Origin of the sequence: Paenibacillus sp. (assembly GCF_035645235.1) — a bacterium.
In the GTDB taxonomy this organism is placed as follows: Bacteria; Bacillota; Bacilli; order Paenibacillales; family YIM-B00363; genus Paenibacillus_AE.
The window spans coordinates 21538-45320 of sequence record NZ_DASQMZ010000199.1; the positions used below are offsets into that span (position 1 = coordinate 21538).

22 protein-coding genes and 2 tRNA genes are annotated in these 23783 nt (G+C 63.5%); 18 read left to right on the forward strand and 6 right to left on the reverse strand.

Features of this window, described 5'->3' with window-relative positions; translation table 11 throughout:
* Positions 1-90 precede the first annotated feature (90 nt).
* A complete protein-coding gene (locus VEZ38_RS18595) occupies positions 91-417 on the forward strand; it encodes a helix-turn-helix domain-containing protein (protein WP_324896174.1) in 327 nt (108 codons plus the stop codon).
* 13 nt (positions 418-430) lie between these two features.
* Here the strand turns inward: VEZ38_RS18595 and VEZ38_RS18600 are convergent, their stop codons facing one another.
* From VEZ38_RS18600 to VEZ38_RS18615, 4 genes are read right to left on the reverse strand one after another with little or no spacing between them, the layout of a single operon-like run.
* Positions 431-1420, reverse strand: a complete 990-nt coding sequence (locus VEZ38_RS18600; RefSeq protein ID WP_324896176.1) for a nucleotidyltransferase family protein — start codon at positions 1418-1420, stop codon at positions 431-433.
* Positions 1421-1422: 2 nt separating this feature from the next.
* Positions 1423-2400, reverse strand: coding sequence for a hypothetical protein (locus tag VEZ38_RS18605; RefSeq protein WP_324896178.1), 978 nt, complete (start codon positions 2398-2400; stop codon positions 1423-1425).
* A gap of 2 nt (positions 2401-2402) precedes the next feature.
* Positions 2403-2822, reverse strand: coding sequence for a lasso peptide biosynthesis B2 protein (locus tag VEZ38_RS18610; protein ID WP_324896180.1), 420 nt, complete (start codon positions 2820-2822; stop codon positions 2403-2405).
* Positions 2815-3096 (reverse strand): PqqD family protein, encoded by a 282-nt coding sequence (locus VEZ38_RS18615; protein WP_324896182.1) that lies wholly within the window; start codon positions 3094-3096, stop codon positions 2815-2817. The genes VEZ38_RS18610 and VEZ38_RS18615 overlap by 8 nt, the downstream gene beginning before the upstream one ends.
* A 184-nt stretch (positions 3097-3280) precedes the next feature.
* Here VEZ38_RS18615 and VEZ38_RS18620 point away from each other — a divergent pair.
* The 7 genes from VEZ38_RS18620 to VEZ38_RS18650 all read left to right on the forward strand — a co-directional run bounded on the left by VEZ38_RS18620 (position 3281) and on the right by VEZ38_RS18650 (position 9647).
* A tRNA-Leu gene (locus VEZ38_RS18620) sits at positions 3281-3362 on the forward strand.
* Positions 3363-3936: 574 nt separating this feature from the next.
* Positions 3937-4776: an aldolase gene (locus VEZ38_RS18625; RefSeq protein WP_324896184.1), complete on the forward strand. Its 840-nt coding sequence runs from the start codon at positions 3937-3939 to the stop codon at positions 4774-4776.
* Positions 4776-5954, forward strand: a complete 1179-nt coding sequence (locus VEZ38_RS18630) for a Gfo/Idh/MocA family oxidoreductase (protein WP_324896186.1) — start codon at positions 4776-4778, stop codon at positions 5952-5954. The genes VEZ38_RS18625 and VEZ38_RS18630 overlap by 1 nt, the downstream gene beginning before the upstream one ends.
* A gap of 1 nt (position 5955) precedes the next feature.
* Positions 5956-7185, forward strand: coding sequence for a carbohydrate kinase family protein (locus VEZ38_RS18635; protein ID WP_324896188.1), 1230 nt, complete (start codon positions 5956-5958; stop codon positions 7183-7185).
* A 23-nt stretch (positions 7186-7208) separates the two neighbouring features.
* Positions 7209-7763: a D-lyxose/D-mannose family sugar isomerase gene (locus VEZ38_RS18640; protein WP_324896190.1), complete on the forward strand. Its 555-nt coding sequence runs from the start codon at positions 7209-7211 to the stop codon at positions 7761-7763.
* A gap of 28 nt (positions 7764-7791) precedes the next feature.
* Positions 7792-8859 carry an aldose 1-epimerase family protein gene (locus tag VEZ38_RS18645; protein WP_324896192.1) on the forward strand — a complete coding sequence of 356 codons (1068 nt, stop codon included), beginning with the start codon at positions 7792-7794 and terminating at the stop codon, positions 8857-8859.
* Positions 8856-9647, forward strand: a complete 792-nt coding sequence (locus VEZ38_RS18650; RefSeq protein ID WP_324896194.1) for a DeoR/GlpR family DNA-binding transcription regulator — start codon at positions 8856-8858, stop codon at positions 9645-9647. Before VEZ38_RS18645 ends, VEZ38_RS18650 begins: the two co-directional genes overlap by 4 nt.
* 415 nt (positions 9648-10062) lie before the next feature.
* Here the strand turns inward: VEZ38_RS18650 and VEZ38_RS18655 are convergent, their stop codons facing one another.
* Complete coding sequence (locus VEZ38_RS18655) at positions 10063-10887, reverse strand: AraC family transcriptional regulator (RefSeq protein WP_324896196.1); 825 nt, start codon at positions 10885-10887, stop codon at positions 10063-10065.
* A gap of 268 nt (positions 10888-11155) precedes the next feature.
* Between VEZ38_RS18655 and VEZ38_RS18660 the strand changes: the two genes are divergently transcribed.
* The 7 genes from VEZ38_RS18660 (at position 11156) to VEZ38_RS18690 (ending at position 20693) form a co-directional block, all read left to right on the forward strand.
* Positions 11156-12259 carry a glycoside hydrolase family 172 protein gene (locus tag VEZ38_RS18660; protein ID WP_324896198.1) on the forward strand — a complete coding sequence of 368 codons (1104 nt, stop codon included), beginning with the start codon at positions 11156-11158 and terminating at the stop codon, positions 12257-12259.
* A 115-nt stretch (positions 12260-12374) separates the two neighbouring features.
* Complete coding sequence (locus VEZ38_RS18665) at positions 12375-13742, forward strand: sugar ABC transporter substrate-binding protein (protein WP_324896200.1); 1368 nt, start codon at positions 12375-12377, stop codon at positions 13740-13742.
* A gap of 112 nt (positions 13743-13854) precedes the next feature.
* Entirely contained in the window at positions 13855-14742 is an 888-nt protein-coding gene (locus tag VEZ38_RS18670; protein ID WP_324896201.1) for a sugar ABC transporter permease, read from the forward strand.
* A gap of 15 nt (positions 14743-14757) precedes the next feature.
* Positions 14758-15639 carry a carbohydrate ABC transporter permease gene (locus VEZ38_RS18675; protein WP_324896203.1) on the forward strand — a complete coding sequence of 294 codons (882 nt, stop codon included), beginning with the start codon at positions 14758-14760 and terminating at the stop codon, positions 15637-15639.
* Positions 15640-15759: 120 nt separating this feature from the next.
* On the forward strand, positions 15760-17379 hold the full coding sequence (locus VEZ38_RS18680; protein ID WP_324896205.1) for a DUF4185 domain-containing protein: 1620 nt from the start codon (positions 15760-15762) through the stop codon (positions 17377-17379).
* Positions 17380-17400: 21 nt separating this feature from the next.
* Positions 17401-18495 carry a glycoside hydrolase family 172 protein gene (locus VEZ38_RS18685; RefSeq protein WP_324896207.1) on the forward strand — a complete coding sequence of 365 codons (1095 nt, stop codon included), beginning with the start codon at positions 17401-17403 and terminating at the stop codon, positions 18493-18495.
* Between the two features lie 101 nt (positions 18496-18596).
* Complete coding sequence (locus VEZ38_RS18690; protein ID WP_324896209.1) at positions 18597-20693, forward strand: hypothetical protein; 2097 nt, start codon at positions 18597-18599, stop codon at positions 20691-20693.
* A 211-nt stretch (positions 20694-20904) separates the two neighbouring features.
* Here the strand turns inward: VEZ38_RS18690 and VEZ38_RS18695 are convergent, their stop codons facing one another.
* Entirely contained in the window at positions 20905-21891 is a 987-nt protein-coding gene (locus tag VEZ38_RS18695; RefSeq protein WP_324896211.1) for an aldose 1-epimerase, read from the reverse strand.
* Positions 21892-21980: 89 nt separating this feature from the next.
* Here VEZ38_RS18695 and modA point away from each other — a divergent pair, with 89 nt between their 5' ends.
* The 3 genes from modA to VEZ38_RS18710 all read left to right on the forward strand — a co-directional run bounded on the left by modA (position 21981) and on the right by VEZ38_RS18710 (position 23672).
* Positions 21981-22844 carry a molybdate ABC transporter substrate-binding protein gene (gene modA, locus VEZ38_RS18700; RefSeq protein WP_324896213.1) on the forward strand — a complete coding sequence of 288 codons (864 nt, stop codon included), beginning with the start codon at positions 21981-21983 and terminating at the stop codon, positions 22842-22844.
* Positions 22841-23485 (forward strand): molybdate ABC transporter permease subunit, encoded by a 645-nt coding sequence (gene modB, locus VEZ38_RS18705; RefSeq protein WP_324896215.1) that lies wholly within the window; start codon positions 22841-22843, stop codon positions 23483-23485. The genes modA and modB overlap by 4 nt, the downstream gene beginning before the upstream one ends.
* A 101-nt stretch (positions 23486-23586) precedes the next feature.
* Positions 23587-23672 (forward strand) — tRNA-Leu (locus tag VEZ38_RS18710).
* Positions 23673-23783: the final 111 nt, after the last annotated feature.

Here is a 23783-nt window from a genome sequence, read left to right on the forward strand (position 1 = left end):
CCAATGTAAACTACGCGGTTGCATTCTGTAAGTACGCACAATTTTGTGCTATAGTATCAAAAAAGGAACCGTCTGCAGGAGGGCGTACTCATGAATCCGTGTCCGGTCGAGACGGCCGTAAATTTAGTTGGGGCCAAGTGGAAGATTCTCGTTATTTATCATTTACTGGGGGGCGTCAAACGGTTTAACGAACTTCGGCGATTACTGCCCGGCGTGACGCAGCGAATGCTTACGCTGCATCTTCGGGAGCTGGAGCGGGACGGGCTCATTTTGCGGCAGGTGTACCCGGTCGTTCCCCCGCGGGTCGAATATTCGCTATCCGAGCTCGGGCAAAGTTTGACGCCGATCTTGACGATGCTGGGCGATTGGGGGCGGGAGTACGAGGCTAGCATGGGCCGCGGGGAGAAAGCGGAATAAACAAAAACGGCCGTCAGCTTTTGACGGCCGTTTTTACGATGTCCCGGAGGTATCGCCAATAGCTGCCCCGGTGGTGGAGGCGAAGCTGCGTCTTGGACGGAACGACGATCTTCAGGGCGCCGCGAAGCTTATTCCCGACGCCGGGCGTCGTCAGGAATTGCAGCACATGACGGTCGAACGCGGTGCGCTGCGCGAGGCTGCGCGCGAATACCCAACGTTCCCGCGCCGTTGCGGGCATGCCGTCGGAATGGAGCCAGAGGGGGGGCAGCTCCAGCCCGGGCGAGAGCTCCCTTGCTTTGCGGAGGCTGTACGAGACCGGCAGGCTCAGCCGGTTGGCCCGCACGAGCCCCGCGAACTCGTCCCAGTCGAGCCGGTTTCCGGCATGCCGAACGACGGCGACGATGTCGCAGCACGACACCTGCCAGTCGTCGAAGTGGTGCTGGAACAGATGCAGGCACAGGTGGAGCAAGAGCGCTTCGGGGGCGAGGACGCGGAGCGTTCCTTCCTCCGTCGCGATCGTCTCCGTCCTTCCGGCGAGCAGCGCGGGGTTCATTTTCCCCAAATACGGATAAGGCCCTAACGAGAAATGAATGTCTATCGGGATGAGCGGCTGCTCGGTCCGATTCATGTAGGTGATTTTATTGGAAAACGTCAGGTGCGTCCACAGATCCATGCCTTCGATGCGAGCTTCGTAGCCGAGCGCGCGCAGCGTCCTGTCGACGCGTTCGTAATCGGCCTTGTCGAGAAAGAGGTCGATATCCTCGATCGGCCGGATGCCGAACGGATACACCGCGTGGATGAGATGGGCTCCCTTGAGGACGACGGGCGATGCCCCAGCCTCCTCCAGCGCCCGCGTCGCGGCGAACAGCCGGTGGCGGATAAACATGTTGCGCACGCCGATTTCGCGGGCGAGCGGCTTGCGCCGCTCGTCGGTCGGGCGATCGTCCGCGTCCGGGCCGCTCCGGATGTAATCGAGCAGCAGCTCTCGCATATGCGCTTCCATCGTTAGCATTCCCCCGATTCCGCCAAGAATTCGCCGGCGATCCGGCTCCATTGCGCCCGGTCGTCCCCTAAGAACAGGCGGATGATGGGCAGCCCTCCGACGAGGCGGCCGAGAAACTCGAAGTGCGCGCGCCCGGCCGCGGGATCGAAGCAGACCAGCGTCAGCGGCAGCAGCTCGACCAGCGCTTTGCCGGGGGCTACGCGCTCCGCCCGGCTCGGCGCTCCCGGCGCCCACTGCGGGAATACGATGCCGTGGATTCCGCTATGGAGGCGGACGCGATCCGGATAATATTTGCGAAGATCGAGCGGCTGCTTCGCGGCCGGCGCGCCCGACAGCTCATCAGCGGCGCTGAGTGCCCCGATATGGGAGACGTTCGAGGCGAACAGCTTGAACGGCTCGTAAAATGCGAACATGTCGAAGCCCGCGTCCGTCTCCCGGACGAAGCAGCGGTCGTCGGCCAGAAAGCGAAACCCGTTGCTGACGAGATCGGCGCACAGCGTCGACTTGCCTTGGCCGGACTTGCCGACGAGCAGGAGGCCGCGGCCGCCTTGCTCGACGGAGGCGGCGTGCAGCGGGTATAAGCCGATCTGCCGCGTCAGCTCGTGCAGCGGATGCATGAAGTCCTCGAAGGCGGTAATGGACGGAAGTACGATGTGCGGGTAGACGTAGCCGACGAGTCGCAGCCGCTCCCGCTCGAGGACGACGAGACCGCTCCTGCGGAACTTTACGTACCACCGCTCGCCGTCGTCGTAATATGCCGCGGTGTCGTTATCGTGGGTATGTTTTGCCGACGGCGGCACCTCGAACGGGGGCGGCTCGTCCGGCGCGAGCGCGACGAACGTCGCCTCGATCGCGGAACGATTGTCCTCCGGCGCGTGCTCGGTTACGAAGTCTTCCATCCATTCCGTCACGCGCGCGAGGAAGCCGGGATGGTCCGACTCGACCCGGATATGCGCATGACCGATCTGAAAACGAGCCATAATCACCCTCCCGAAGTATGGATCACGGCGTATTTCGCGACTTCTTCTTCTTCGTCGTATAGAATTCGCCCGTCGCGCGTGAGCCAGCAGTGGCCCGCGAGCGCTCCTTCTCGCTTCGAAATGCCGATATGGATGCGCAGGCCGCTGACGCCGTAACGGAGCAGGAAATAATAAAGGAGTAGGTTTCTACGATAGCAGTTGTTTCGAATGAGAAACAGCTTCCACTTGATCACCTTCCGAATGATCGCGACGCGCCGCTCCAGCGTCTCGCCGTCGACGCGGCGGACGCGTTTCCGCGGCGATTCGACCGCCCGTAAGATGCGGGGCAGCGGCAGCGCCACCGTCGCCGCGCTGACCGCGGCCGACGCCGCGACGACCCGGAGGAGGAACCAGGCCTCTTCGAGCCGTCGTCGTTTACCCAAGCTCGATCAAGCCTTCCTTGCGCATCGTCGCGAGGTATTCAAGAATGTCGTCCCGGATGTCCTCGACGGCTTTGTCCGTCCGTTCGCCGATCGCGGCGACGATCTCTTCGACGGTTCTCGCGCCGTCGCACAGCTCCCACACCGCCGCGCCGATCGGGTTCGTACTGAAGTAATACCCGGTCTGCAGGTTCAAAAGTATCGTATCGGGCGGCATCGATTGGACGGCGATGTCCTTCGCCCGGAGCGGGCGGTCTTGCGGCTGGATCGTTCCCATACGTGGTTTAGCTCCTTCGCGTCATCGTCATGCGTCAATTTTATAGGCAGCCAGTCGGATGTTCAAGAATTTTCGACATCGGCCGTCGGTGCGTTGTCAATCGTTCCCGCTTTACTTTTGGTTTCGAATCCGGTATATTAGTTTTTGTCGCCGCTTTTCCTCGAAGGCGGCGAAACAAGGACACGCGGTCGTGGTGGAACGGCAGACACGCTATCTTGAGGGGGTAGTGCCCACTGGGCGTGAGGGTTCAAATCCCTCCGACCGCATATCGCAGTTCACATAGGAAGCTTCTCGACGGGCGACGTCGATGGGCTTCCTTTTTTGTTTTGCGCAAAATTTGAGCATACGTCCGCGAAATGCGCAAAATTTGAGCATAAGTCCGCGAAAAGCTCAAAATTTGAGCATAACGGGGGCGGCATCGAGGGCGGAGTGTGTCGGGGCAGGCGTAATGGCGGGGCGAAACGGCGAAAAGAGCAAAATTTGAGCCTAAGTCCGCGATAAGCGCAAAATTTGAGCATAACGGTGGGCAGCGGCGAGGAAGGTGGGTGTCAGGGCAGGCGGGACGGCGAGGCGAAGTCGGTGAACGGCGGGGCGAAGGCGGCGGAAAGAGCAAAATTTGAGCCTAAGTCCGCGATAAGCGCAGAATTTGAGCCTAAGTCCGCGATAAGCGCAAAATTTGAGCATAACGGGGGCAACGTCGAGGGCGGAGTGTGTCGGGGCAGGCGGGACGGCGGGTAAGAAAGTTTTGCTAGACACCATGTTCGAAGTGAACTAGAATTATGTTATAAACGAACATAATTAATGTTTCTAAATAACATTTTCTAAGGGAGTGTTGTTCCGGTGTCGCATAAAGCGAGAATGAACCGCATGTTCGGCAAGACCGGCAAGTGCTTCGATGTCGCGGTGGATCACGGCTTTTTCAATGAGTACTCGTTCCTCGCGTCGATCGAAAATATGGAGCAGGCGATCGCCACGATCGTGGGCGCGGGGCCGGACTGCATCCAGCTGAGCGTCGGGCAGGCGAAGCACCTGCAAAACGTGCCGGGCAAGGAGAAGCCGGGGCTCGTGCTGCGGACGGATGCGGCGAACATCTACGGCTCGACGCTGCCGCACTACCTCTTCAGCGAAATCATTGACAACGCGATCGAGCATGCGGTGCGCCTCGACGCGGTTGCGGTGTGCGTGAACCTGCTGCTGCTGCCGAATCAGCCGGAGCTGCATTACCAATGCGTGAAGAACGTGATGAAGCTGAAGTCGGATTGCGAGAAGTACGGCATGGTGCTGATGGTCGAGCCGCTCGTCATGCTGCCGAACGAGGCGAAGGGCGGGTACATGGTCGACGGGGACATTCAGAAAATTATGCCGCTCGTTCGGCAAGCGGTCGAGCTCGGCGCGGACGTCATCAAGGCGGATCCGTGCGATAACGTCGACGAGTATCATCGCGTCGTCGAGGTCGCAGGCGGCGTGCCGGTGCTCGTACGCGGCGGCGGGCGCGCGTCGGACGAGGAGATCGTGCATCGGACGGTGAAGCTGATGGAGCAGGGCGCCGCCGGCATCGTGTACGGGCGCAACGTCATTCAGCACCCGCATCCGGACCGGATGACGAAGGCGCTCATGCGGATCGTGCACGAGGGCGCGTCGGCGGAGACGGCGCTTGCGATTCTTGGGGGTGAGGCGTGATGGGGGCTTCGAATTCGACTTCGAAAACGGTCATCCGCTTCGGCGTCATCGGCTGCGGCCTGATGGGCAAGGAGTTCGCGAGCGCGGCGGCGCGCTGGTGCCATCTGACCGGCGTCGACTTCGAGCCGCGCATCGTCGCGGTGTGCGACGCGAATCCGGCGGCGACGGCGTGGTTTGAGGAGGCGCTGCCGAGCGTGGAGCGCGCATACACCGACTACCGCGAGCTGCTCGCCGACCCGAACGTCGACGCCGTCTACTGCGCGGTGCCGCACAACCTGCACGCGCAGCTGTACGTGGACATTATTCGCGCGGGCAAGCACCTGCTCGGCGAGAAGCCGTTCGGCATCGACGCGGCGGCGAACGCCGAGATTATGGAAGCGCTGGCCGCGAACCCGGACGTCATCGTGCGCTGCTCGTCCGAGTTTCCGTTTTTCCCGGGCGCGATGCAGCTGACGGAGTGGGTGCGCGAAGGGCGGTTCGGCCGGATTATCGAGGTCGAGGCGGGCTTCTGGCATTCTTCCGATCTCGATCCGAACAAGCCGATCAATTGGAAACGCCGCGTCGCGACGAACGGCGAGTACGGCTGCATGGGCGACCTCGGCATGCACGTGCTGCACCTGCCGCTGCGCTACGGCTGGAAGCCGAAGAGCGTGCGCGCGCTCCTGTCGAAGATCGTGGAGGCGCGGCCGGACGGCAAGGGCGGCATGGCGCCGTGCGAGACGTGGGACAACGCGATTCTCGCGTGCGACGTCGAGACGGAGGGGCAGTCGTTCCCGATGGTGCTGTCAACGAAACGCATCGCGCCGGGCCACGCGAATACGTGGTTTATCCGCATTCAGGGCACCGAGCTGTCGGCGGAGTTCTCGACGAAGTATCCGAAGCAGGTCGCGTCGCTGCCGTACGCGCCGGGCGGCTCGCAGGCGTGGCACGTCGCCGACGCGCCGTATAAGTCGGCGTACGGGACGATTACGGGGGGCATTTTCGAATTCGGGTTCTCGGACTCGATTCTTCAAATGTGGGCGGCGTTCTGCGACGAGATCGCGAACGGTCCGGACGGGATGCGGCAGCCGTTCCGCTGCGCGACGCCGGAGGAGGCGGCCGGCAGCCATCGCGTGTTCACGGCGGCTTTGGAGTCGCAGCGCACCGGCTGGACGATCCCGCTGAATTGGGGGGAGTAACGTGGCCGACGCAGACGTGCGATTGACGCTGCCGTACCCGGCGGTCGTCGGCGGGCATATTTGCCTCGACGTCATTCCGACGTTGTACGATCGGCAAAGCGGCGTAGACGCGATTCTCGTACCGGGCAAGCTGATCGACATCGGCCCGGCGACGCTGTCGACCGGCGGCGCCGTGTCGAACACGGGGCTTGCCCTGCATCGGCTCGGCGCGCCCGCGCGGCTGATGGGCAAAATCGGGGACGACCGGTTCGGCGCGGCGATTCTCGACATCGTGCGGGAGCACGGCGGCGAGTCGCTGGCCGAAGGGATGATCGTCGCGGCCGGCGAGGCGAGCTCATATACGATCGTGATTTCGCCGCCGGGCATCGACCGCATCTTCCTGCATTGCACCGGGGCGAACGACACGTTCGAGGCGCCGGACGTCGACGCGGACGCGCTCGCGGACGCGGGGCTGTTCCATTTCGGCTATCCGCCGCTGATGCGCGGGATGTGGGCGGAAGGCGGGGCCGGACTCGAGGCCGTGCTCGCGAAGGCGAAGGCCGCGGGCGTGACCGTCAGCCTCGACCTCGCGAAGCCGGACCCGGACGCGGACGCGGGGCGGGCCGACTGGCGCGCGATTCTCGCGCGGGCGCTGCCGAGCGTCGATCTGTTTCTGCCGAGCTTCGAGGAAATTTTGTTCATGCTGCGGCGGGAGACGTACGACCGGCTGACGCGGGAGAGCGGATCGGCGGATTTGCTGCCGCACGCGAACGAGGCGCTCCTCTCGGAGCTGGCCGACGAGCTGCTTGGGATGGGCGCGGCGGTCGTCGTGTTCAAGCTCGGGGAGTACGGATTATACTTGAAAACGACTTCGTCTCTTGATCGCCTTGCGTCCTGCGGCCGGTATGCGCCGTCCGACGCGGCGGCGTGGGCGGGGCGCGAGCTGTATGCGCCATGCTTTCGCGTGAGCGTCGCGGGCACGACCGGCGCCGGCGACTGCACGATCGCGGGGCTGCTGACCGGGTGGATGCTCGGGTTGCCGCCGGAGGCGGCGCTGCTCGGCGCGGTCGGCACCGGCGCTTGCAACGTGGAGCGGCCGGACGCCGTCAGCGGCGTGAAGCCGTGGGCGGACGTGCAGCGGCGCATCGCGGCCGGCTGGGCGCAGCATCCGCCGAAACTCGCCGAGTTCCGGGAGACGGTCGCGGACGGCGGCGCGCGCGTCTGGCGCGGGCCGGGGGACGCGGGGGAGTGACCATTTTCTAGGGAGGTATGGGTATGGGATCGATCAAACGGAGCGAAGTGCGAGCGGCGCAGGCGCGGACGGCGGAGCTGTTCGCCCGCACGGGCATCGTGCTGACGCCGGAGGAAATCGAGGGCATCGAGGTAGCGTCGTTCGGCTTGGGCGATTTGGAAAAGGAAGGGCTCGAGCTGGTAACGTATATTAACACGGACCGTTATTGCGCGAAGGAGCTCGTGTTGTTCCCGTATCAGACGTGTCCGGAGCATTTGCACCCGCCGGTCGGGGACGATCCGGGCAAGATGGAGACGTTCCGCTGCCGCGCCGGGAAGGTGCTGCTGTACGTGGAAGGGGAGCCGGCGTCTCCGGTACAGGCGCGGATTCCTTCGGGGAGCGAGGCGTACTACACGGTGTTCCACGAGGTGGAGCTGTCGCCGGGGCAGCAGTATACGATTATGCCTGGGATCAAGCATTGGTTTCAGGCCGGACCGGACGGGGCGATCGTGTCGGAGTTTTCGAGCACGAGCCGCGACGAGTTCGATATTTTCACGGATCCGCGCATCGAGCGCATTCCGGTCATTGTAGAAGATTAAACGGATTTCGACGGGAGGCGGCATCGCGGTGGCAGAACTGTACGGAAAGACGTGGACGCGGCGCGAGCTGGAGGCGCGCGTCGGGCGCATCGAGCAGGTGGCGGGCGCGCGGCGGCTCCGGTTGACCGAAGGGGCCGAAGCGGGCGTCGACGTCGTGCGCGTGCGCACGGGCGGCGGGCTGTCGTACGACGTCGTGCCGTCGAAGGGGATGGACGTCTCGCTCGTCGAGTTCGGCGGCGCGCCGTTGTCGTGGCAGTCGCCGAACGGCGACGTCGCGCCGGCGTTGTTCTCGGCGGACGGCGCCGATTGGCTGCGCACCGCGTCGGGGGGGCTGCTCATGACGTGCGGGCTGTCGTCCGTCGGCACGCCGGGGACGTTCGAGGGGCGCGCGTACGGCTTGCACGGACGGTCGCACCACACGCCGGCGCGCGACGTGTGCATCTCTTCGGCGTGGGAGGACGACGAGTACGTCATGCGCGTGACGGGCGTCGTCGAGGAGACGGAAATTTTCGGCAGCTGTTTGCGGCTCCGGCGGGAGATCGTCTCTACGCTTGGGTCGGCGCGGCTGACGCTGCGGGACACGGTGGAAAACGTCGGCTTCGCCTCGGCCCCTCATATGATGCTGTATCATTGGAATTTCGGCTTTCCGCTGCTGACGGAGGCGACGCGGGTGCGGCTGCCGAGCCGGCGCGCGGTTCCGCGCGACGCCGGCGTCCCCGTCGACGGGTACGATTCGTGGACGGCCCCGCAGGCGGGGTTCGCCGAGCAAGTATATTACCACGACGTCGTGGCGGACGCGGACGGGTTTGCGGAGGCGGAGGTGCGGCAGCCGGCGTTCCCGCTGGCCGGCGGCGCGGCTGCGGCGCCGGTAGTCGCGCGGCTGCGCTGGCGGACCGATACGCTGCCGGAGCTCGTGCAATGGCGCATGCTCGGGGCCGGCGCGCACGCGCTCGGCCTCGAGCCGGCGAACTGCCGGGTCGAGGGCTTGGCGGCGGAGGCGGCGCGCGGGACGCTGCGCCGGCTCGAGCCGGGCGAGACGGTCGAGTACGCGTTAGAGTTTAGCGTCGCGGTCGAACGGGAGGCCGAGGAGCGATGAGCGGCGGCGGGGGGATCGGGAACGGTTCGGGTTCGGCGCCGGCGCTGAACGAACGGCAGCAGCAGATGCTCGAGCGCATTACGCTCGGCGGCGAGGCGAAAATTGCGGAGCTGCGGGAGGCGTTCGCGGTTACGGAGATGACGATTCGCCGCGATCTCGAGAAGCTCGAAGCGACGGGACTCGTGCGGCGCACGTTCGGCGGGGCGATCTACGTCGGCCGCGACGTCGCGCTGCAGGAACGCGCCGGGCATATGATCGAGGAGAAGCTGCGCATCGGCCGGGCGGCGGCGGCGCTCGTGCGGCCGGGGGAGTCGATCTTCATCGACGGCGGCACGACGACGATCGAGGTCGCGCGGGCGTTGCCCGCCGGCTTCGACGTCACGGTCGTGACGAACGCGATGAACGTCGCGCTCGAGCTCGTCGCGAAGCAGGTGCCGGTGCTGGTGACGGGCGGCACGCTGCTCGAGTCGACGTCGTCGCTCGTCGGGCCGGTCGCGGCGCAGACGTTGTCCGGCATGGCGTTCGACCGAGCGTTCCTCGGCACGACCGGAGTGTCGGCGCAGCACGGCTTCAGCAACTCGAACATCTACGAGGCCGAGGTGAAGAAGCTGGCGATCCGCCAGGCGGGCGAGACGAACGTCGTGCTCGACCATACGAAGCTAGGCGCAAAGGTGCTCGTCTCGTTCGCGCCGCTCGGCGGCGTGACGCGCATCGTCACCGACCGCGCGCCCGACGCGGCGTGGTCGCGGCTGCTCGCCGAGGGCGGCGTCGAGGTGTTAGTCGGGTAAGCGGGAGAAGGGGCGCAGCCTGCCGGGGCTGCGCCCCTTTATTGTTTGCGGACGGCGGGCGGGTTGGGGAGTGTGCGGCAGCGGGCGAGCGGCGGCGGAAGGCGGGAGAAAAGCGCAAAATTTGATCATAACGGCGAGATAAGCGCAAAATTTGAGCATTTGGCGGCATGTGCGGGATGGCGGGCGGGTCGGGGAGTGTGCGGCAGCGAGCGAGCGGTGGTGGGTGTCGGGGAAAAAGTTCAAAATTTGATCATAACGGCGAGATAAGCGCAAACTTTGAGCATTTCGCGGCATGCGGCGGACGGCGGGCGGGTCGGGGAGTGTGCGGCAGCGGGCGAGCGGCGGTTGGTGGCGGGACGGCGGGCGAGTCTGGGGGGGCGCGGCGGGACGGGGCCGCGCCCCTCGCCGCGGCGCGCTACGGTGCGGACGGCGGGGCCCCGTCGAAGAACGACTTCATGAACTGCGTCGGGGAGACGCCTTCCATCTGCTTGAACGCCTTGCTGAAGGCGAAGACGCTGCCGTAGCCGACCCGCTCGGCGATCGCCGTCATCGACAGCGGGCTGTAGATCATGAATTCTTTCGCCTTCTCGATGCGATGGCGCATCTGGAGCTGGTGCGGCGCCTGCCCGTACTTCAGCTTGAACAGGCGGGAGAAATGGTACACGCTTAGACATGCGATCTTGGCCAGCTCCTCGAGCCGGACGGGCTCGTTGTAATGCTCGATAATGTGGGAGAAGGCGGCTTCGAGCGATTTGTGGCGCAAAGTGACCGACGGATTCGCGTTCGCCTCGAGCCCCTTCAAAACCAAATATATAATGCGCAGCACGAGCGACTTTTGCAGAATCGCGAACTCGGGGTCGCGCCGCTCGTACGCGTGAATGATTTGCAGCAGCAGCTTGTGCACCTCGCCATGATTGCCGATGCGGAGCACGTCGGGAATGCCGAAGACGCGGCCGAGCACGTCGGGGCGGAGGAAGCGGGCTTCCTCGGCGCCTTCCGGCAGCGTCTTGAAATAAATCGGCACCTCCTCGAAATCCTCATAATGCAGGACGTCGAAATGGATGTGCGGCATGACGCACTCGCCGACGGAATGAAGAAACTCGTGTTCCTTGCCGGGCTTGAACAGGACGATGTCGCCGGGCTTCAGCTCGTGCAGCTCGTCCTCGATCGAGACGGTCAGCTCGCCCTTTTCCAAATACAGCAGCTCGTAATCGAAAATGATGCGGGGTTTCATTTTCATATGATCGACCTTGTGGTTCCAGGCCCGCCGAATATTCGGCGAAAGTTGGAGCATGATTCGGGAGCGAGCATCGTACGTCGGTTCCAAGGAAGACACCTCCGGTAGCAAGATCGGATAAATAATAACAAAACTTTGTAAGGAAATAAAGGGTGACATCTGCTATTATCAAAAATGTAATCGCTAACACAAATCGAGTTCAAATTTGTTGAACGCATGATCGGTTAAGCGAGCAAGGATTCGAATTCGGCATGGGGAAGGGGGAAACGGCATGATCGGTTCGTCGCTGAGGGATTTGTGCCGCGTCCGCGACGCGAAGAGAAAAAGAGTTTCCAGCTACGATCGAACGGGCGGAAACAAGGATTTTTATACGATCGGGCCGGGCGAAACGAAACAGCTTTGCAATATTCCGGGAGCGGGGTGCATTACGCATCTGTGGATGACGATGGCGCCGTTGGAGGGCGCGACGGAGCAGTGGCTGCACCGCAAGGTCGTCATTCGTATGTATTGGGACGGGGAAGCGAACCCGAGCGTGCAGGCGCCGATCGGCGACTTCTACGGTCTTGGCCACGGCATCACGAAAAACTATTCGTCCGCGCCGCTGGCGATGAGTCCGGAGGACGGAAGAGCGCTCAACTGCTTCTTCCCGATGCCGTACGCGGAGGGCGCCCGCATCGAGATCGAATCGAACGCGGACCGGGCGATCAAATTTTATTTCTACGTCGATTACGAGGAATACGCGAAGGCGCCGGACAGCCCGCTCCGTTTCCACGCGCTGTGGCGCCGCGAGCTGACGGACGGGATCGAGGACAACATCTCGAACGCGCTGTTCGAATTCGGCGGGAAAAACACGACGGGGGCCGGCAATTACGTGCTGCTCGACGCCGTCGGCCGCGGCCATTACGTCGGTTGCAATTTGAACATCCACAACCTGCGGGCGACGCGGGAGTGGAATTGGTACGGCGAGGGCGACGACATGATTTTCATCGACGGCGAGGCGTGGCCGCCGACGCTGCACGGCACGGGCATGGAGGATTACTTCAATACGGCTTGGTGCCCGCAGCAGGAATATCATTCGCCGTATCACGGCATCCTCCTCGGCGGGGGCCCGAACTGGTCTGGCAAAATTTCTGCGTATCGATTCCACATCGAGGATCCGATCATGTTCGAGACGTCGATCAAGGTCACGATCGAGCATGGGCACAACAATCATCGCAGCGACGATTACAGCAGCACGGCGTACTGGTACCAGACGGAGCCGCATCGCGACCATCCGCTCATTTTGCCGGTCGCGCAGCGTCTGCCGCTGCCGGACATTTTGCCGTTCAACGAAGCGGATTTGGAACGCTGCTTCGGCCACGACTCGGAGAACTAAGCAGGCGCCTTCGGGTTCGCGGGTCCCTCGCCTTTGCGGGCGGGCCCGCCGCCCGGGCGCCCGGTCTCGAACGCGAATAAAAGTAAGCACTTTCAATACCTAAGGAGGAAATCCAATGAAGTCCAGTAAAGTGGTTGTTAGCATCCTGCTGGTATTCGCCCTGCTGCTGGCGGCTTGCTCGTCCGGCGGCGGCGGCTCGACGGCTTCGGAACCGCCCGCGGCGTCGAGCGATTCGAAGGGGGGCGACGCGGCCCAGCCGGCGCCTGCGGCCGATTCCGGCGAGAAGGTCGAAATTCGGTACGCGTTCTGGGGCATGCCGGAGGAAGTGGCCGTTCAGGAAGCGCTCAAGAAGCGGTTCGAAGAGCTGAACCCGAACATTACGGTCAAGCTCGACCTCGTCTCTTCCACGGGCGACTTCTTCGCCGCGCTGCTCACGCAGATCGCCGGCGGCAAAGCGCCGGACGTGTTCTACATCGGCGAAGCGCTCGTCAGCAGCTTGGCCAGCAAGGACGTCCTGCTTGACCTGATGCCGTACGCGCAAGCGAGCGGCCTCGACTTCAGCCAATACTTTCCGGCGAATCTCGATCCGATGGGGTATCAGGAAGGCCATCTGTGGGCGTTCCCGAAGGACACGACGCCGTACATGATGTATTACAACAAAGACTTGTTCGATAAGGCGGGCGTGCCGTACCCGACGCCGGACTGGACATGGGACGATTTCGTCGAGAAGGCGAAGGCGCTCACGATCAAGGCCGACAACGGCCGCGTCAGCCAGTACGGCTACGCCGCGGACCTCGGCTGGCCGCCGATGATCACGACGATTTATAAGAACGGCGGCACGGTCATGAACGACGACCGCACGGCGTTCACGCTCGACCAGCCGGAGTCGATCGACGCGATCGAGAAGACGCGCCGGCTCATGTACGAAGACGGCGTCGCGCCGTCGCCGGAAGGCTTGCAAGGGCTCGGCGTAGGCAACATGGACCTGTTTAACTCGCAGAAAGCCGCGATGATTTCCGGCGGACGCTGGGTCGCATTCTTCGCGCAGCCGCTGAAAGCGAATTGGGGCGTCGTGCCGTTCCCGGCCGGCAAGCCGGGCTCGCCGTCGCCGCTCCTGTTCGTGACGCTCGCCGCGCCGAAGACGACGAAATACCCGGAGCAGGCGTGGAAGTTCATCGAGTTCAGCATCTCCGAGGAAGGCCAGAAAATCATCTCCAGCACGGGCCTCGGCCTCCCGGTTCGCAAGTCCGTTTTGGACGAAGGCGGCTGGCTGCTCGGGAACGAGCCGAAGGAGCACATCGGCATCTATCGCGGCGAGCTGGAGAAGGCGGCAAGCCTGCCGTTCCACCCGGAGTGGGCGAAGACGATCGACGAGATCATGTGGCGCGAGACGGATACCGTCTTCCGCAATAAAGCGTCCGCGGCGGATGCCGTCGCCAAGATGGTGACGGAAGCGAACAAAGTATTGGCGGAATCGAAGTAACCCGCCCGGGCTTCGCAGGGATTCGGGACGGATCGGCAGCGCCGGTCCGTCTCGGGTCCCGGTTTTGTCACTTTCTTCCGAAGACGGAGGATCCCCTAGGAGGTGCTGCAGCATGAACCGGCAACGACGATCCGAAATCCTGCACGGCTATCTATTCATCGCGCCGAATATGCTCGCGATGCTCATCTTCGTCATGATCCCCATCGCGGTATCGTTCGGACTGAGCTTTACGAACTGGGATCTTATCAATGCGCCGAAATTTATCGGCTTCTCGAACTTCACGGACACGATGATGAAGGACGCTCAATTTTGGGTATCGCTGAAAAACACGGCGATCTTCTCTCTGCTTTCCATCCCGCTCGGCATGCTGTGCGCGCTCTTCTTCGCGCTGCTGCTGAATCAGGCGCTCCGCGGCGTTACGTTGTATCGGGCGCTCGTCTTCCTGCCGGTCGTCGTCTCGATGATCTCGGTATCGATGGTGTGGCGCTGGGTGTTCAATACGGACGTCGGCATTTTGAACTTCGTGCTCGATTGGTTCGGCGTCGCCCCGATCGGGTGGATTACCGACGAGCGCTTCGCGCTCATCTCCGTCGCGATGGTCGCGATTTGGAAGAGCATCGGCTTCAACATGGTCATCCTGCTCGCGGGACTCAAGAACGTGCCGAGCCACTTATACGAAGCCGCGACGATCGACGGCGCGGGAAGCTTCGGCAAGCTGATGCGCATCACGTTGCCGCTTATTACGCCGTCGGTGTTTTTCGTGGCCGTCATGTCCGTCATCGGCTCGTTCCAGGTGTTCGACGTCGTCTACATGATTACCGGCGGAGGACCGGGCGACGCGACGCGGGTCATTTATTACTGGCTCTGGCAGAACGCCTTTAAATTTTTCCAAATGGGCTACGCGTCGGCGCTCGCTTGGGTCGTGTTCTTGATCCTGTTCGCCATTACGCTGCTGCAGCTGAAATTTTTCGGCAAGCGGGTCAACTATGAGATGGATTAAGGGGGTCGAAGCAGCATGCTAACCGCCGTGAGCAAGAACGGAGCGAGCGCGGTCCGGACAGCCGCCCGGAGAAAGCCGCTGTCGCCGAAGGCCGTGCTTTCGCATCTGATTTTGATCCTGTCCAGCGTCGGCTTTGTCTTTCCGTTTTATTGGATGATCGTCACGTCGCTCAAGGCGCCGGACGAAATTTTCTCGTGGCCGCCGATCTTCGTCCCGCAGACGTGGCAATGGGGAAATTACGCGGAGGTCGCGAACGCGATTCCGATCGTGCGCATGTTCTTTAACTCCCTGTTCGTCTCGGTGACGGTGACGCTCGGCACGGTATTTTTCTGCGCGCTCGCCGCGTACGCGTTCGGCCGCATCCGGTTCCCGGGGCGGGAGGCGATCTTCCGGATGTATTTGGCGACGATGATGGTGCCGGGCATGGTGACGATGATTCCGATGTTCATTATCATGCGGGACTTCGGCTGGATCGACACGTATTGGGCGCTCATCGTGCCGGGCTTCTTCGGCAACGCGTTCGGGACGTTCCTGCTGCGTCAGTTTTTCATGACGCTGCCCGTCCAGCTCGACGAGGCGGCGCGCATCGACGGCGCCTCGTATTTCGGCATTTTCTTCCGAATCCTGTTGCCGCTCGTCAAGCCTGCGCTCGCGTCGCTGTTCATCTTCACGTTCATGGGCGTTTGGAACGACTTCCTGTGGCCGCTCATCATGATCCAATCCGACGACCTGCAGACGCTCAGCCTCGGCTTGTCGTCGTTCCAAGGCATGTATGCGGCAAGGTACAACCTGCTGATGGCGGGCGCGGTCCTGTCTGTCGTGCCGGTGTTGATCGCGTACGTCTTCGGCCAACGCTACTTTATCGAGGGCATCACGCTGACGGGCTTGAAGGGATAAGGCCGGTAGGCGCCGGCGGGGGAGGTCGAGATGGCGCATTATCCAAGGTTCGCCGCGATCGCTGCGGCATTGGCGGCAGGGAGTGTTTTACTGATTTCATGCGAAGGCGGGAATACGACGATGAGCGAACGAGAGCAAGTCGAGGAAAGGAACGACGAAGCGCCGGCGGGGCCGATCGTGCCCGAAGCGAGCACGTTCTTCTCCACCGCGTACGTGGAGCCGAAGTCGACGTACCATACGCCGAGCAACGGCGATTTATGGCCGGTCGCGTGGGGGCCGGACGACGTCATGTATACGGCGAACGGCGACGGCAAAGGCTTCGACGTCTTGTCCGAATGGGCGGACATCGTCGTCAGTAAGTTCACGGGCAACCCGTGGGAACGCAACATTACGGGGGAGCGCATCGCGTCGGGCGACGCGGTCGGCCGCGTATGGAGCGACCCCGAGAAGTACAACAAGAAGCCGACGGGCATGATTTCCGTGAACGGCGAGCTGTATTTGGCGGTGCAAGACCTCAATAAAGAAACAGAGGGCGGGCGCATTTTCAACGACGTGCCGGCGGCCACCATTTTGAAATCGACGGACAAGGGCGTCACATGGACCGGCGCGACGGACGCCCCGATGTTCAAGGACCATACGTTCACGACGATCATGTTTCTCGATTACGGGAAAGACAGCGCCAACAACACGTTCGACGAGTACGTCTACGCGTACGGTATGGATTATAACTGGCGCGATTCGTTCTCGAACACGGTGCCGGATCCGCAGCATCTGTACCTTGCCCGGATGCCGAAGGATGCGATTCAGGACGCTGCTCGGTGGGAGTATTATACCGGCGACCTCAAGGGCAAGGCGTCGTGGAGCGCGCCCGGCGACATCGCGGCGCGGAAGCCCGTGTTAACGGACGAGCGGCGCGTGTACAACGAGCGCGTCATGCCGGGCCTAACGTCGCTGTCCGTTCTGTCGCAAGGCAGCATCGTGTACAACAAGCCGTTGGACCGGTACCTCTATACGTCGTGGACGGAATTTACGTTCGAGTTTTACGAGGCGCCGACGCCGTGGGGGCCGTGGAAGCTGTTCCTGTCGAAGGATTTCGGGGCGTATCCTTGGACGCTCGACCGGCACGGCGGCTACGCGACCGTCATTCCGTCGCGATTCATCAGCGAGGACGGGACGGAAATGTGGCTGAACTCGAACACGTTCGTCGGCGGCGTCGAAAACTACAACTTCTCGCTGCGCAAGCTGAAGGTGACGCCGTACCGGGAGACGAAGCCGGAAAATAAAAAAAGCGACGACAACCTCGCCCGGGTCGGCGAGAACGCGACGCCGATTTCCCGCGCGGCGGAGAACGGCGACTTGTTCCGTATTGCGGACGGCGACCGCAGCCTGCAAGAATCGAGCTTCAACGGCGAAATTAAGGAGGAGGATTTCTGGGGATTCACATGGTCGCGTTCGTACAACCTAAATAAGCTCGTCTATACGGCCGGCGACACGCACGAGCAGCTGGGGGGGTGGTTCGAGGACGTTCGGGTGCAGGTGCGGCAGAAATTCGAATGGAAGGACGTCGAGAAGCTGACCGTATCGCCCGCTTACCCGGGGGACGCGACGAGCGGGCCGAAGAAGACGTACGCGTTCGCGTTCAAGGATACGTGGGGCGACGGCGTTCGGCTGATCGGCAAGCCGGGCGGTTCGGAAACGTACACAACCATCACCGAGCTAGAAGTCTACTACGCGAAATAAACGAACAGGGAGAGAGACAATATGCAAACGAACGGACTCACATTCAACGGATTAGAGATGAGTATCGGCAACCTGGCGCGATTGTCGAACGCGAAGACGCGGTCGATCAGCCCGGAAAACTTCACGGGCGAGAAGGGCAAAGGCGGTATGGCGACCGAAGGCACCGGCGCGAACGCGGCGCGCGATCTCGGTCAAGGCTGGAAGGTGTCGCCGTCGGTCGAAATTCCGGCCGGCGCGACATGGACGATGGCGGACATCGAAGGGCCGGGCGCCATTCAGCACATCTGGCTCACCTGCTTCCCGTCGCATTGGCGAAACATGATCCTGCGCATGTACTGGGACGACGAAGCGAACCCGTCGGTCGAGGTGCCGCTCGGCGACTTCTTCTGCAACGGCTGGCAGGAGCGCTGCAACGTCAACTCGCTGCCGATCGCGGTCAATCCGGCCGGCGGCATGAACAGCTATTGGCTGATGCCGTTCCGCAAAGCCGCGCGCATTACGGTCGAAAACCTCGAAGCGGATAAGGTCGTGCTGTACTATCAGGTCGACTACACCCTTACGGACGTGCCGGACGACATGGCGTACTTCCATGCCGAATGGCGCCGGTCCAACCCGGTGCCGTACAAGGAAGTTCATACGATCCTCGACGGCGTGCGCGGGCGGGGCCATTTCGTAGGCATGTACCTGGCCTGGCAGGTGAACAATCGCAACTGGTGGGGCGAGGGCGAAGTGAAGTTTTACATGGACGGCGACACCGACTTCCCGACGATTTGCGGCACGGGCACGGAGGACTACTTCGGCGGCGCCTGGAACTGGGAGCAGCCGAAAGGGCAATACTGCACGTATTCGACCGCGTATCTCGGCATGCATCAGTTCATCGCGCCGGACGCGCTGTACCGGCCGCAGCCGCGGTTCGGCATGTACCGCTGGCATGTAATGGACCCGATCCGGTTCGAGCAGGACTTGCGCATCACGATTCAAGATCTCGGCTGGCGGTCGGGCCATCGGTACCTCGCGCAGCAGAGCGACATCGCGTCCACGGCGTTCTGGTACCAGACCGAGCCGCATGCGCCGCACCCGAATTTGCCCGGCAACGACGAGCGAGAAGTGATTTAAGGTTCGGAAAACGATCCCCGCGCCGCGCCGCCTTCCGGCGGCCGGCCGCGAGCGGATCGGGAGACATTTTCGGAAAATATTTCGGAAGAGGGGGCTATGTCATGTTGAAAGCGGTAACAATGCGGAGTTGGGTTCGCGTTGTCCTCGCGGGCGCCTTGCTGCTGACGGGGGCGGTGCCGGGCGCGGCGGCGAAGGCGGAGGAGAGCGAGCTGTTCGCGACGGTCGCGATCGAATCCGCCGACTCGATCACGACGGCGTCGGACGGCGACCTGTGGGCGAGCTGCTGGGCGGACGACGGGTATTTATATTCGGCGAACGGGGACGGCCGCGGGTTTTCGCTTGACGGTCCGTTCGCGGACATCGCGGTGAACCGCATCGCGGGCGACGTCGGGGCGCTGACCGGCGAGACGATCTCGACGGACGTCGGACAGGTGTGGACGGAAGGGCCGTACAATCGGAAGCCGACGGGCATGCTCTGTACGGACGGCGCCATGTATATCGCGGTGCAGGACCTGAACCTCGATTTCAACGACGCGCCGGCGGCGACGATCGCGAAGTCGATGGACCGCGGCGTCACCTGGACGTGGGATGCGTCGGCGCCGATGTTCGACGATTACGAATTCACGACGATGATGTTCCTCGACTACGGGCCGAACGGGGCTTGGAACGTGTTCGACGAGTATGTATACGTGTACGGCTTCGACGGCAACTGGCGCGATTCGTTCAACGACGCGGTCGAGGACCCGACGGCGATGTATTTGGCGCGGATGCCGGCCGACGGCGTGCAGGATCGGTCGACGTGGGAGTGGTACGCGGGGGATTTGAACGGGAAGGCGGCGTGGACGAGCGACTTCGACGCCCGCCGGCCGGTGCTCGAGGACGCGCGGCGCGTGTACCCGGCGCTGCTCGACCCGAACGGGCTCGGAAACTTGACGGTGCTGTCGCAGGGCGGCGTCGTGTATAACCGGGCGCTCAATCGGTACCTCTATACGTCTTGGACGGAGTATACGTTCGAGTTTTACGAGTCGCCGACGCCGTGGGGCCCGTGGAAGAAGTTCGTGTCGAAGGATTTCGGCGGGTATCCGTGGTCGGATGCGAAGAACGGCGGCTACGCGGCGAGCATTCCGTCGAAGTTTATTTCCGCCGACGGCAAGACGATGTACATTCAATCGAACACGTTCGCGGGAGGCGCTTGGAACTACAACTTCTCGCTGCGGAAGATGACGGTAGAGCCGTACGTTAAGACGGCGCGCGCGAAGAACGAAATGGACGCCGGCGCGAATTTGGCCGATCCGGCGAACGGAACGGTCCCGGTCGAGAAGGTCGCGCACTTCGGCAATGTCGGCTATTATAACGACGGCGTCATTCGGCAGAGCGAGGACAGCTGGAACGCCGAGGCGAAGACGGAGGATTGGTGGGGCTATACGTGGCCGCGCGCGTACCGCATGAACCAGGTGAAGTTTACGACCGGGAACGTGTTTCCGGACGGCGGCTGGTTCGAGGACGTCCGCGTGCAGGTGCGCGACAAGTTCGAGTGGAAGGACGTCAAGCAGCTGTCCGTGACGCCGGATTACCCGGGCGACGCGTCGGCGGGCGCGAACGTGACGTATACGTTCACGTTCAAGGCCGAGGAGGGCGACGGGGTGCGGATCATCGGCACGCCGGGGGGCTCCGCGCGGTTCACGTCGATCGGCGAGCTGTCGGTGTACTATGCGGACGAATTCGTGCCGGATCCGCCGCTCGAGCCGCTGGCGCTCGTGCGCGACGGCGGCTTCGAGGAGCAGGGGAGCGACGCGATCGGCGCGCCGTGGTACGGGCATGGGCCGAATACGAAGGGCATCGACCGCGGGCTCGGCTTCGCGCGCACGGGCTTTAACAATGCGTGGATTCGCCACGACACGACGAACTGGAACGCGGTAAAGCAGGACATCGCCGTCGAGCCGAACACGGACTACGTGCTTCGCGGCTGGATCCGCGGCTCCTCCAGCATCGTCCACGGCTACTTCGGCGCGGCGACGCTGCAGGGCGCCATTATCGGCGAGCAGCGATATGCCGGCATGCCGGAGTACACCGAGTATGCGGTAACGTTCAACTCCGGCCCGCATACGGCGATCAGCGTCTTCGCGGGCTTCTGGGGCCCCGGCGGCGACGCCTACATCCAAATCGACGACGTGACGGTAGAGAAGGCGACGCCGTAAGACGCGGGGCGGCCGCGGAAGGGGGAGTGGGCCCCTTCCGCGGCCGCTCTTCTGTGCGTTTGGCGCGCCCGGGTCAGGGCATTCGCCGCGTCGAGACGGCGGTTCGAGCGTTTGTTAAGCGATTTGCCATATTTGATAAAATGGTTTTATTCCATATGGAAAGTTGCTTAACAAACCCGGCCGTATCGGCCGAGATCGAATCGACATCCCGTCAAACCTCCGAGATCGTCAGCTTGCTGACGACTTCCGCCGAGGCGCCGGGCTCGAGCGCCTGCAATCCGGTCAGCTCGGCGGGCGCGTTCACGTTCGGCGCGTTCGGCACCCAGGTGAGCGGCTCCGGGCAGAAGAAGCCGCGGTCCGGCTTGCCCTTGCCGTTGTAGAGCACCCACTGCGTGAAATACCGCCGATCGCCCTCGTACCGGATGCGGAGGCCGGCGCCCGCGTCCGTCAGGATCGCCTCGAAGGGCGCGTCCGGGGAAGCGAGGAACACGTCGTCGAGTTCGACGCGGTCGAGCGGCAGCCCCGCCGCCATTGCGTCGCGGTATGGATTGTCGACGAGCTCGCCGCTCGGCAGCAGCTGCTCGTCGAGCGCCCACGTCTTGTCGGCGCGCAGCTGCAGCGTGCAGCGCGACAAGTCGCCGCCGGGGAGCGGGAGGAGGAACGTCGTATGGTAGCCGAGCCCCCACGGCATCGCTTCTTCGTCCCGGCTTTCCAGAACGAAGCGCAGCTCGACCGCATCCGTCGTGAAGCGAAAGCGCTGGCGCACCGTAAACCGATGCGGCAGCGCGGCGTAGACGGCTGGGGTTTCCTCGGCGACGATCGTCGTCTCGACGTATGCCTCTTCGCCGTCGACGGCTGCTTCGGACAGACGCCACGGCTCGCGCATCAGCACCCCATGGATATGATACGGCCTCGCCGGATCCGGCATGGGGAAGCGGTACTCCCGCCCTCGGAACCGGAACGTCCCGCCCGCGATGCGGCTCGGGGGAAACAAAATCGGCATGCCGTGCAGCGTCGTGCGGGCATGGTACGCTTCGGCCGTCGCCGGCGTCCGCAGCAGCGGCTGGCCGGTCGGCCGCCACGTCAACGAAATCAGGTTGCTGCCCCAGGCCGGGACGACGACGCCTTCGAGCTTCTCGGTCGTTACGCGTACGGCGGACTCGCCCAAGAACGTAATATGTTCGATCGTCGGATGCATGCTTCTACCGCCTTTCCCTTCGTCTCGCTAAACAAAGGTAGTATAACATGGTAGAATACAGAAATTAAACGAGTCCGAAGGGGTGCGCGATGGTGACGGCGAACGAATGGGAAAAGGCTCCCGCCGCCGCAGGCAGACGGCCGACGGCCGCGGGGCGTCGGTTCGCGAGGGGGCGTCGGCGGTTCGCCGCCGTCGTCGCCGCGCTCGCGGTCGTCGTCGCGGGCTGCGCGGGGGGCGGCGGGCCGCCCGTCGAACGGCCGACGCTGACGGTATCGGCCGCGGCGAGCCTGATGGAGCCGCTCGAAGAAGTCCGCGCCCGGTACGAGGCGCTGCACCCCGGGGTGACGATCCGCGTCAACTACGGCTCCTCTGGCGGCTTGCAAAAGCAGATCGAGATGGGCCTTCCCGCCGATCTATTTTTCGCCGCCGCCCGGCTGCATATGGATCAGCTGGTCGCGCAGGGGTTTATCGACGAGACGCTTCACGCGACGCTGCTGACGAACGCGCTCGTCGTCGTCGTTCCCGTCGAAGCCGTCGCTTCGCCCGATTCGGTCGCGGCGCTCGCGGACCCGGCGTGGAGCCGCATCGCGATCGGCGTGCCGGAGACGGCGCCGGTCGGCGCGTACGCGAAGGAAGCGCTGGAGCGGGCCGGCGTCTGGGAGCGGGTGCGCGCGAAGGCGGCGTTCGGCGTCGACGCCCGCAAGGTGCTCGCCGCCGTAGAAACCGGCAACGCGGACGCCGGCTTCGTTTATGCGACGGATGCGCGCGCGTCCGGCCGGGTGCGCGTCGCGTTCGAGGTGCCGGCCGAGCAGCATGCGCCGATCGAATACCCGATCGGCGTCGTCGCTACGACCTCGCGGCCGACGGAAGCCGAGGCATTCTACTCCTTCCTGCGAAGCGAGGAGGCGCTGGCCGCCTTCGAAGCGCGCGGCTTCGGAACGGTCCGGCCATGAACGGCGCGTCTTGGTTCGAGCCCGTCCGCCTGTCGCTCGCGACGGCCGCCGTCGCCGGGACGCTCGCCTTCGTCCTCGCGGCGTTCGCCGCTTGGAAGATGACCCGCGTCCGCTTCCCCGGCCAAGCCGCCGTCGAGACGCTGTTTCTGCTGCCGCTCGTCCTGCCGCCGACCGTCGTCGGCTTCGCGCTGCTCGTCGCCTTCGGCCGGCGCAGCTGGGTCGGCGCCGCGTACGAGCGGCTGCTCGGCCAGCCGCTCGTCTTCTCGGCCGTCGTCGCGTTCCCGCTCGCGTATCAGACGGCGAAGGCGGGTTTCGCGGCCGTCGACCGCGACCTGACGGACGCGGCGCGGTCGATCGGCGCGAGCGAGTGGCAGCTGCTGCGCTACGTCGCCGCGCCGCTCGCGGCGAGGGCGCTCGGCGCGGCCTTCGTGCTCGGTTTCGCCCGGGCGCTCGGCGAATTCGGCGCGACGCTCATGGTCGCTGGCGCGATTCCGGGGCGCACGCTAACGCTCCCGACCGCCATTTACCTCGCCGTGGAAACCGGGAACGAGGCGCAGGCGTGGACGTGGTGCGCGGCGATCGCGGCGATCGGCTTCGCGCTGCTGCTGGCGGCGCGGGCGTTCCATGCGAGAGAGGCGTAATCGCCGTAATCGTGTTGCGTGCGTGGATAAAAATGGATATAACTTAACGCTTTACTTTTTATTTCGACCGTGGTAAGATACTACTTGTCTCGTTGAAAAACGCGGTCGTGGTGGAACGGCAGACACGCTGTCTTCAGGCGGCAGTGAGCGCAAGCTCGTGGAGGTTCAAATCCTCTCGACCGCACCATACTTACGAATGAGGGAAGCCGAGAGGCTTCCTTTTTTGTTGCGCGCAAAAATACAGTTATTTCGCGGGATCGGGGCTCTCTCCGGCACGGTACATGCAAAAAATACAGTT

Excerpts from the sequence above, each read along its gene's own strand:
- VEZ38_RS18675 (WP_324896203.1), top strand. The coding sequence starts at position 14,758 with ATGCTAACCGCCGTGAGCAAGAACGGAGCGAGCGCGGTCCGGACAGCC.
- VEZ38_RS18670 (WP_324896201.1), top strand. The coding sequence starts at position 13,855 with ATGAACCGGCAACGACGATCCGAAATCCTGCACGGCTATCTATTCATC.
- VEZ38_RS18650 (WP_324896194.1), top strand. The coding sequence starts at position 8,856 with ATGAGCGGCGGCGGGGGGATCGGGAACGGTTCGGGTTCGGCGCCGGCG.
- VEZ38_RS18595 (WP_324896174.1), top strand. The coding sequence starts at position 91 with ATGAATCCGTGTCCGGTCGAGACGGCCGTAAATTTAGTTGGGGCCAAG.
- modB (WP_324896215.1), top strand. The coding sequence starts at position 22,841 with ATGAACGGCGCGTCTTGGTTCGAGCCCGTCCGCCTGTCGCTCGCGACG.
- VEZ38_RS18605 (WP_324896178.1), bottom strand. The coding sequence starts at position 2,400 with ATGGCTCGTTTTCAGATCGGTCATGCGCATATCCGGGTCGAGTCGGAC.
- VEZ38_RS18665 (WP_324896200.1), top strand. The coding sequence starts at position 12,375 with ATGAAGTCCAGTAAAGTGGTTGTTAGCATCCTGCTGGTATTCGCCCTG.
- VEZ38_RS18660 (WP_324896198.1), top strand. The coding sequence starts at position 11,156 with ATGATCGGTTCGTCGCTGAGGGATTTGTGCCGCGTCCGCGACGCGAAG.
- VEZ38_RS18640 (WP_324896190.1), top strand. The coding sequence starts at position 7,209 with ATGGGATCGATCAAACGGAGCGAAGTGCGAGCGGCGCAGGCGCGGACG.
- VEZ38_RS18680 (WP_324896205.1), top strand. The coding sequence starts at position 15,760 with ATGAGCGAACGAGAGCAAGTCGAGGAAAGGAACGACGAAGCGCCGGCG.
- VEZ38_RS18600 (WP_324896176.1), bottom strand. The coding sequence starts at position 1,420 with ATGGAAGCGCATATGCGAGAGCTGCTGCTCGATTACATCCGGAGCGGC.
- VEZ38_RS18685 (WP_324896207.1), top strand. The coding sequence starts at position 17,401 with ATGCAAACGAACGGACTCACATTCAACGGATTAGAGATGAGTATCGGC.
- VEZ38_RS18615 (WP_324896182.1), bottom strand. The coding sequence starts at position 3,096 with ATGGGAACGATCCAGCCGCAAGACCGCCCGCTCCGGGCGAAGGACATC.
- VEZ38_RS18630 (WP_324896186.1), top strand. The coding sequence starts at position 4,776 with ATGGGGGCTTCGAATTCGACTTCGAAAACGGTCATCCGCTTCGGCGTC.
- modA (WP_324896213.1), top strand. The coding sequence starts at position 21,981 with ATGGTGACGGCGAACGAATGGGAAAAGGCTCCCGCCGCCGCAGGCAGA.
- VEZ38_RS18655 (WP_324896196.1), bottom strand. The coding sequence starts at position 10,887 with ATGAAAATGAAACCCCGCATCATTTTCGATTACGAGCTGCTGTATTTG.
- VEZ38_RS18695 (WP_324896211.1), bottom strand. The coding sequence starts at position 21,891 with ATGCATCCGACGATCGAACATATTACGTTCTTGGGCGAGTCCGCCGTA.
- VEZ38_RS18690 (WP_324896209.1), top strand. The coding sequence starts at position 18,597 with ATGTTGAAAGCGGTAACAATGCGGAGTTGGGTTCGCGTTGTCCTCGCG.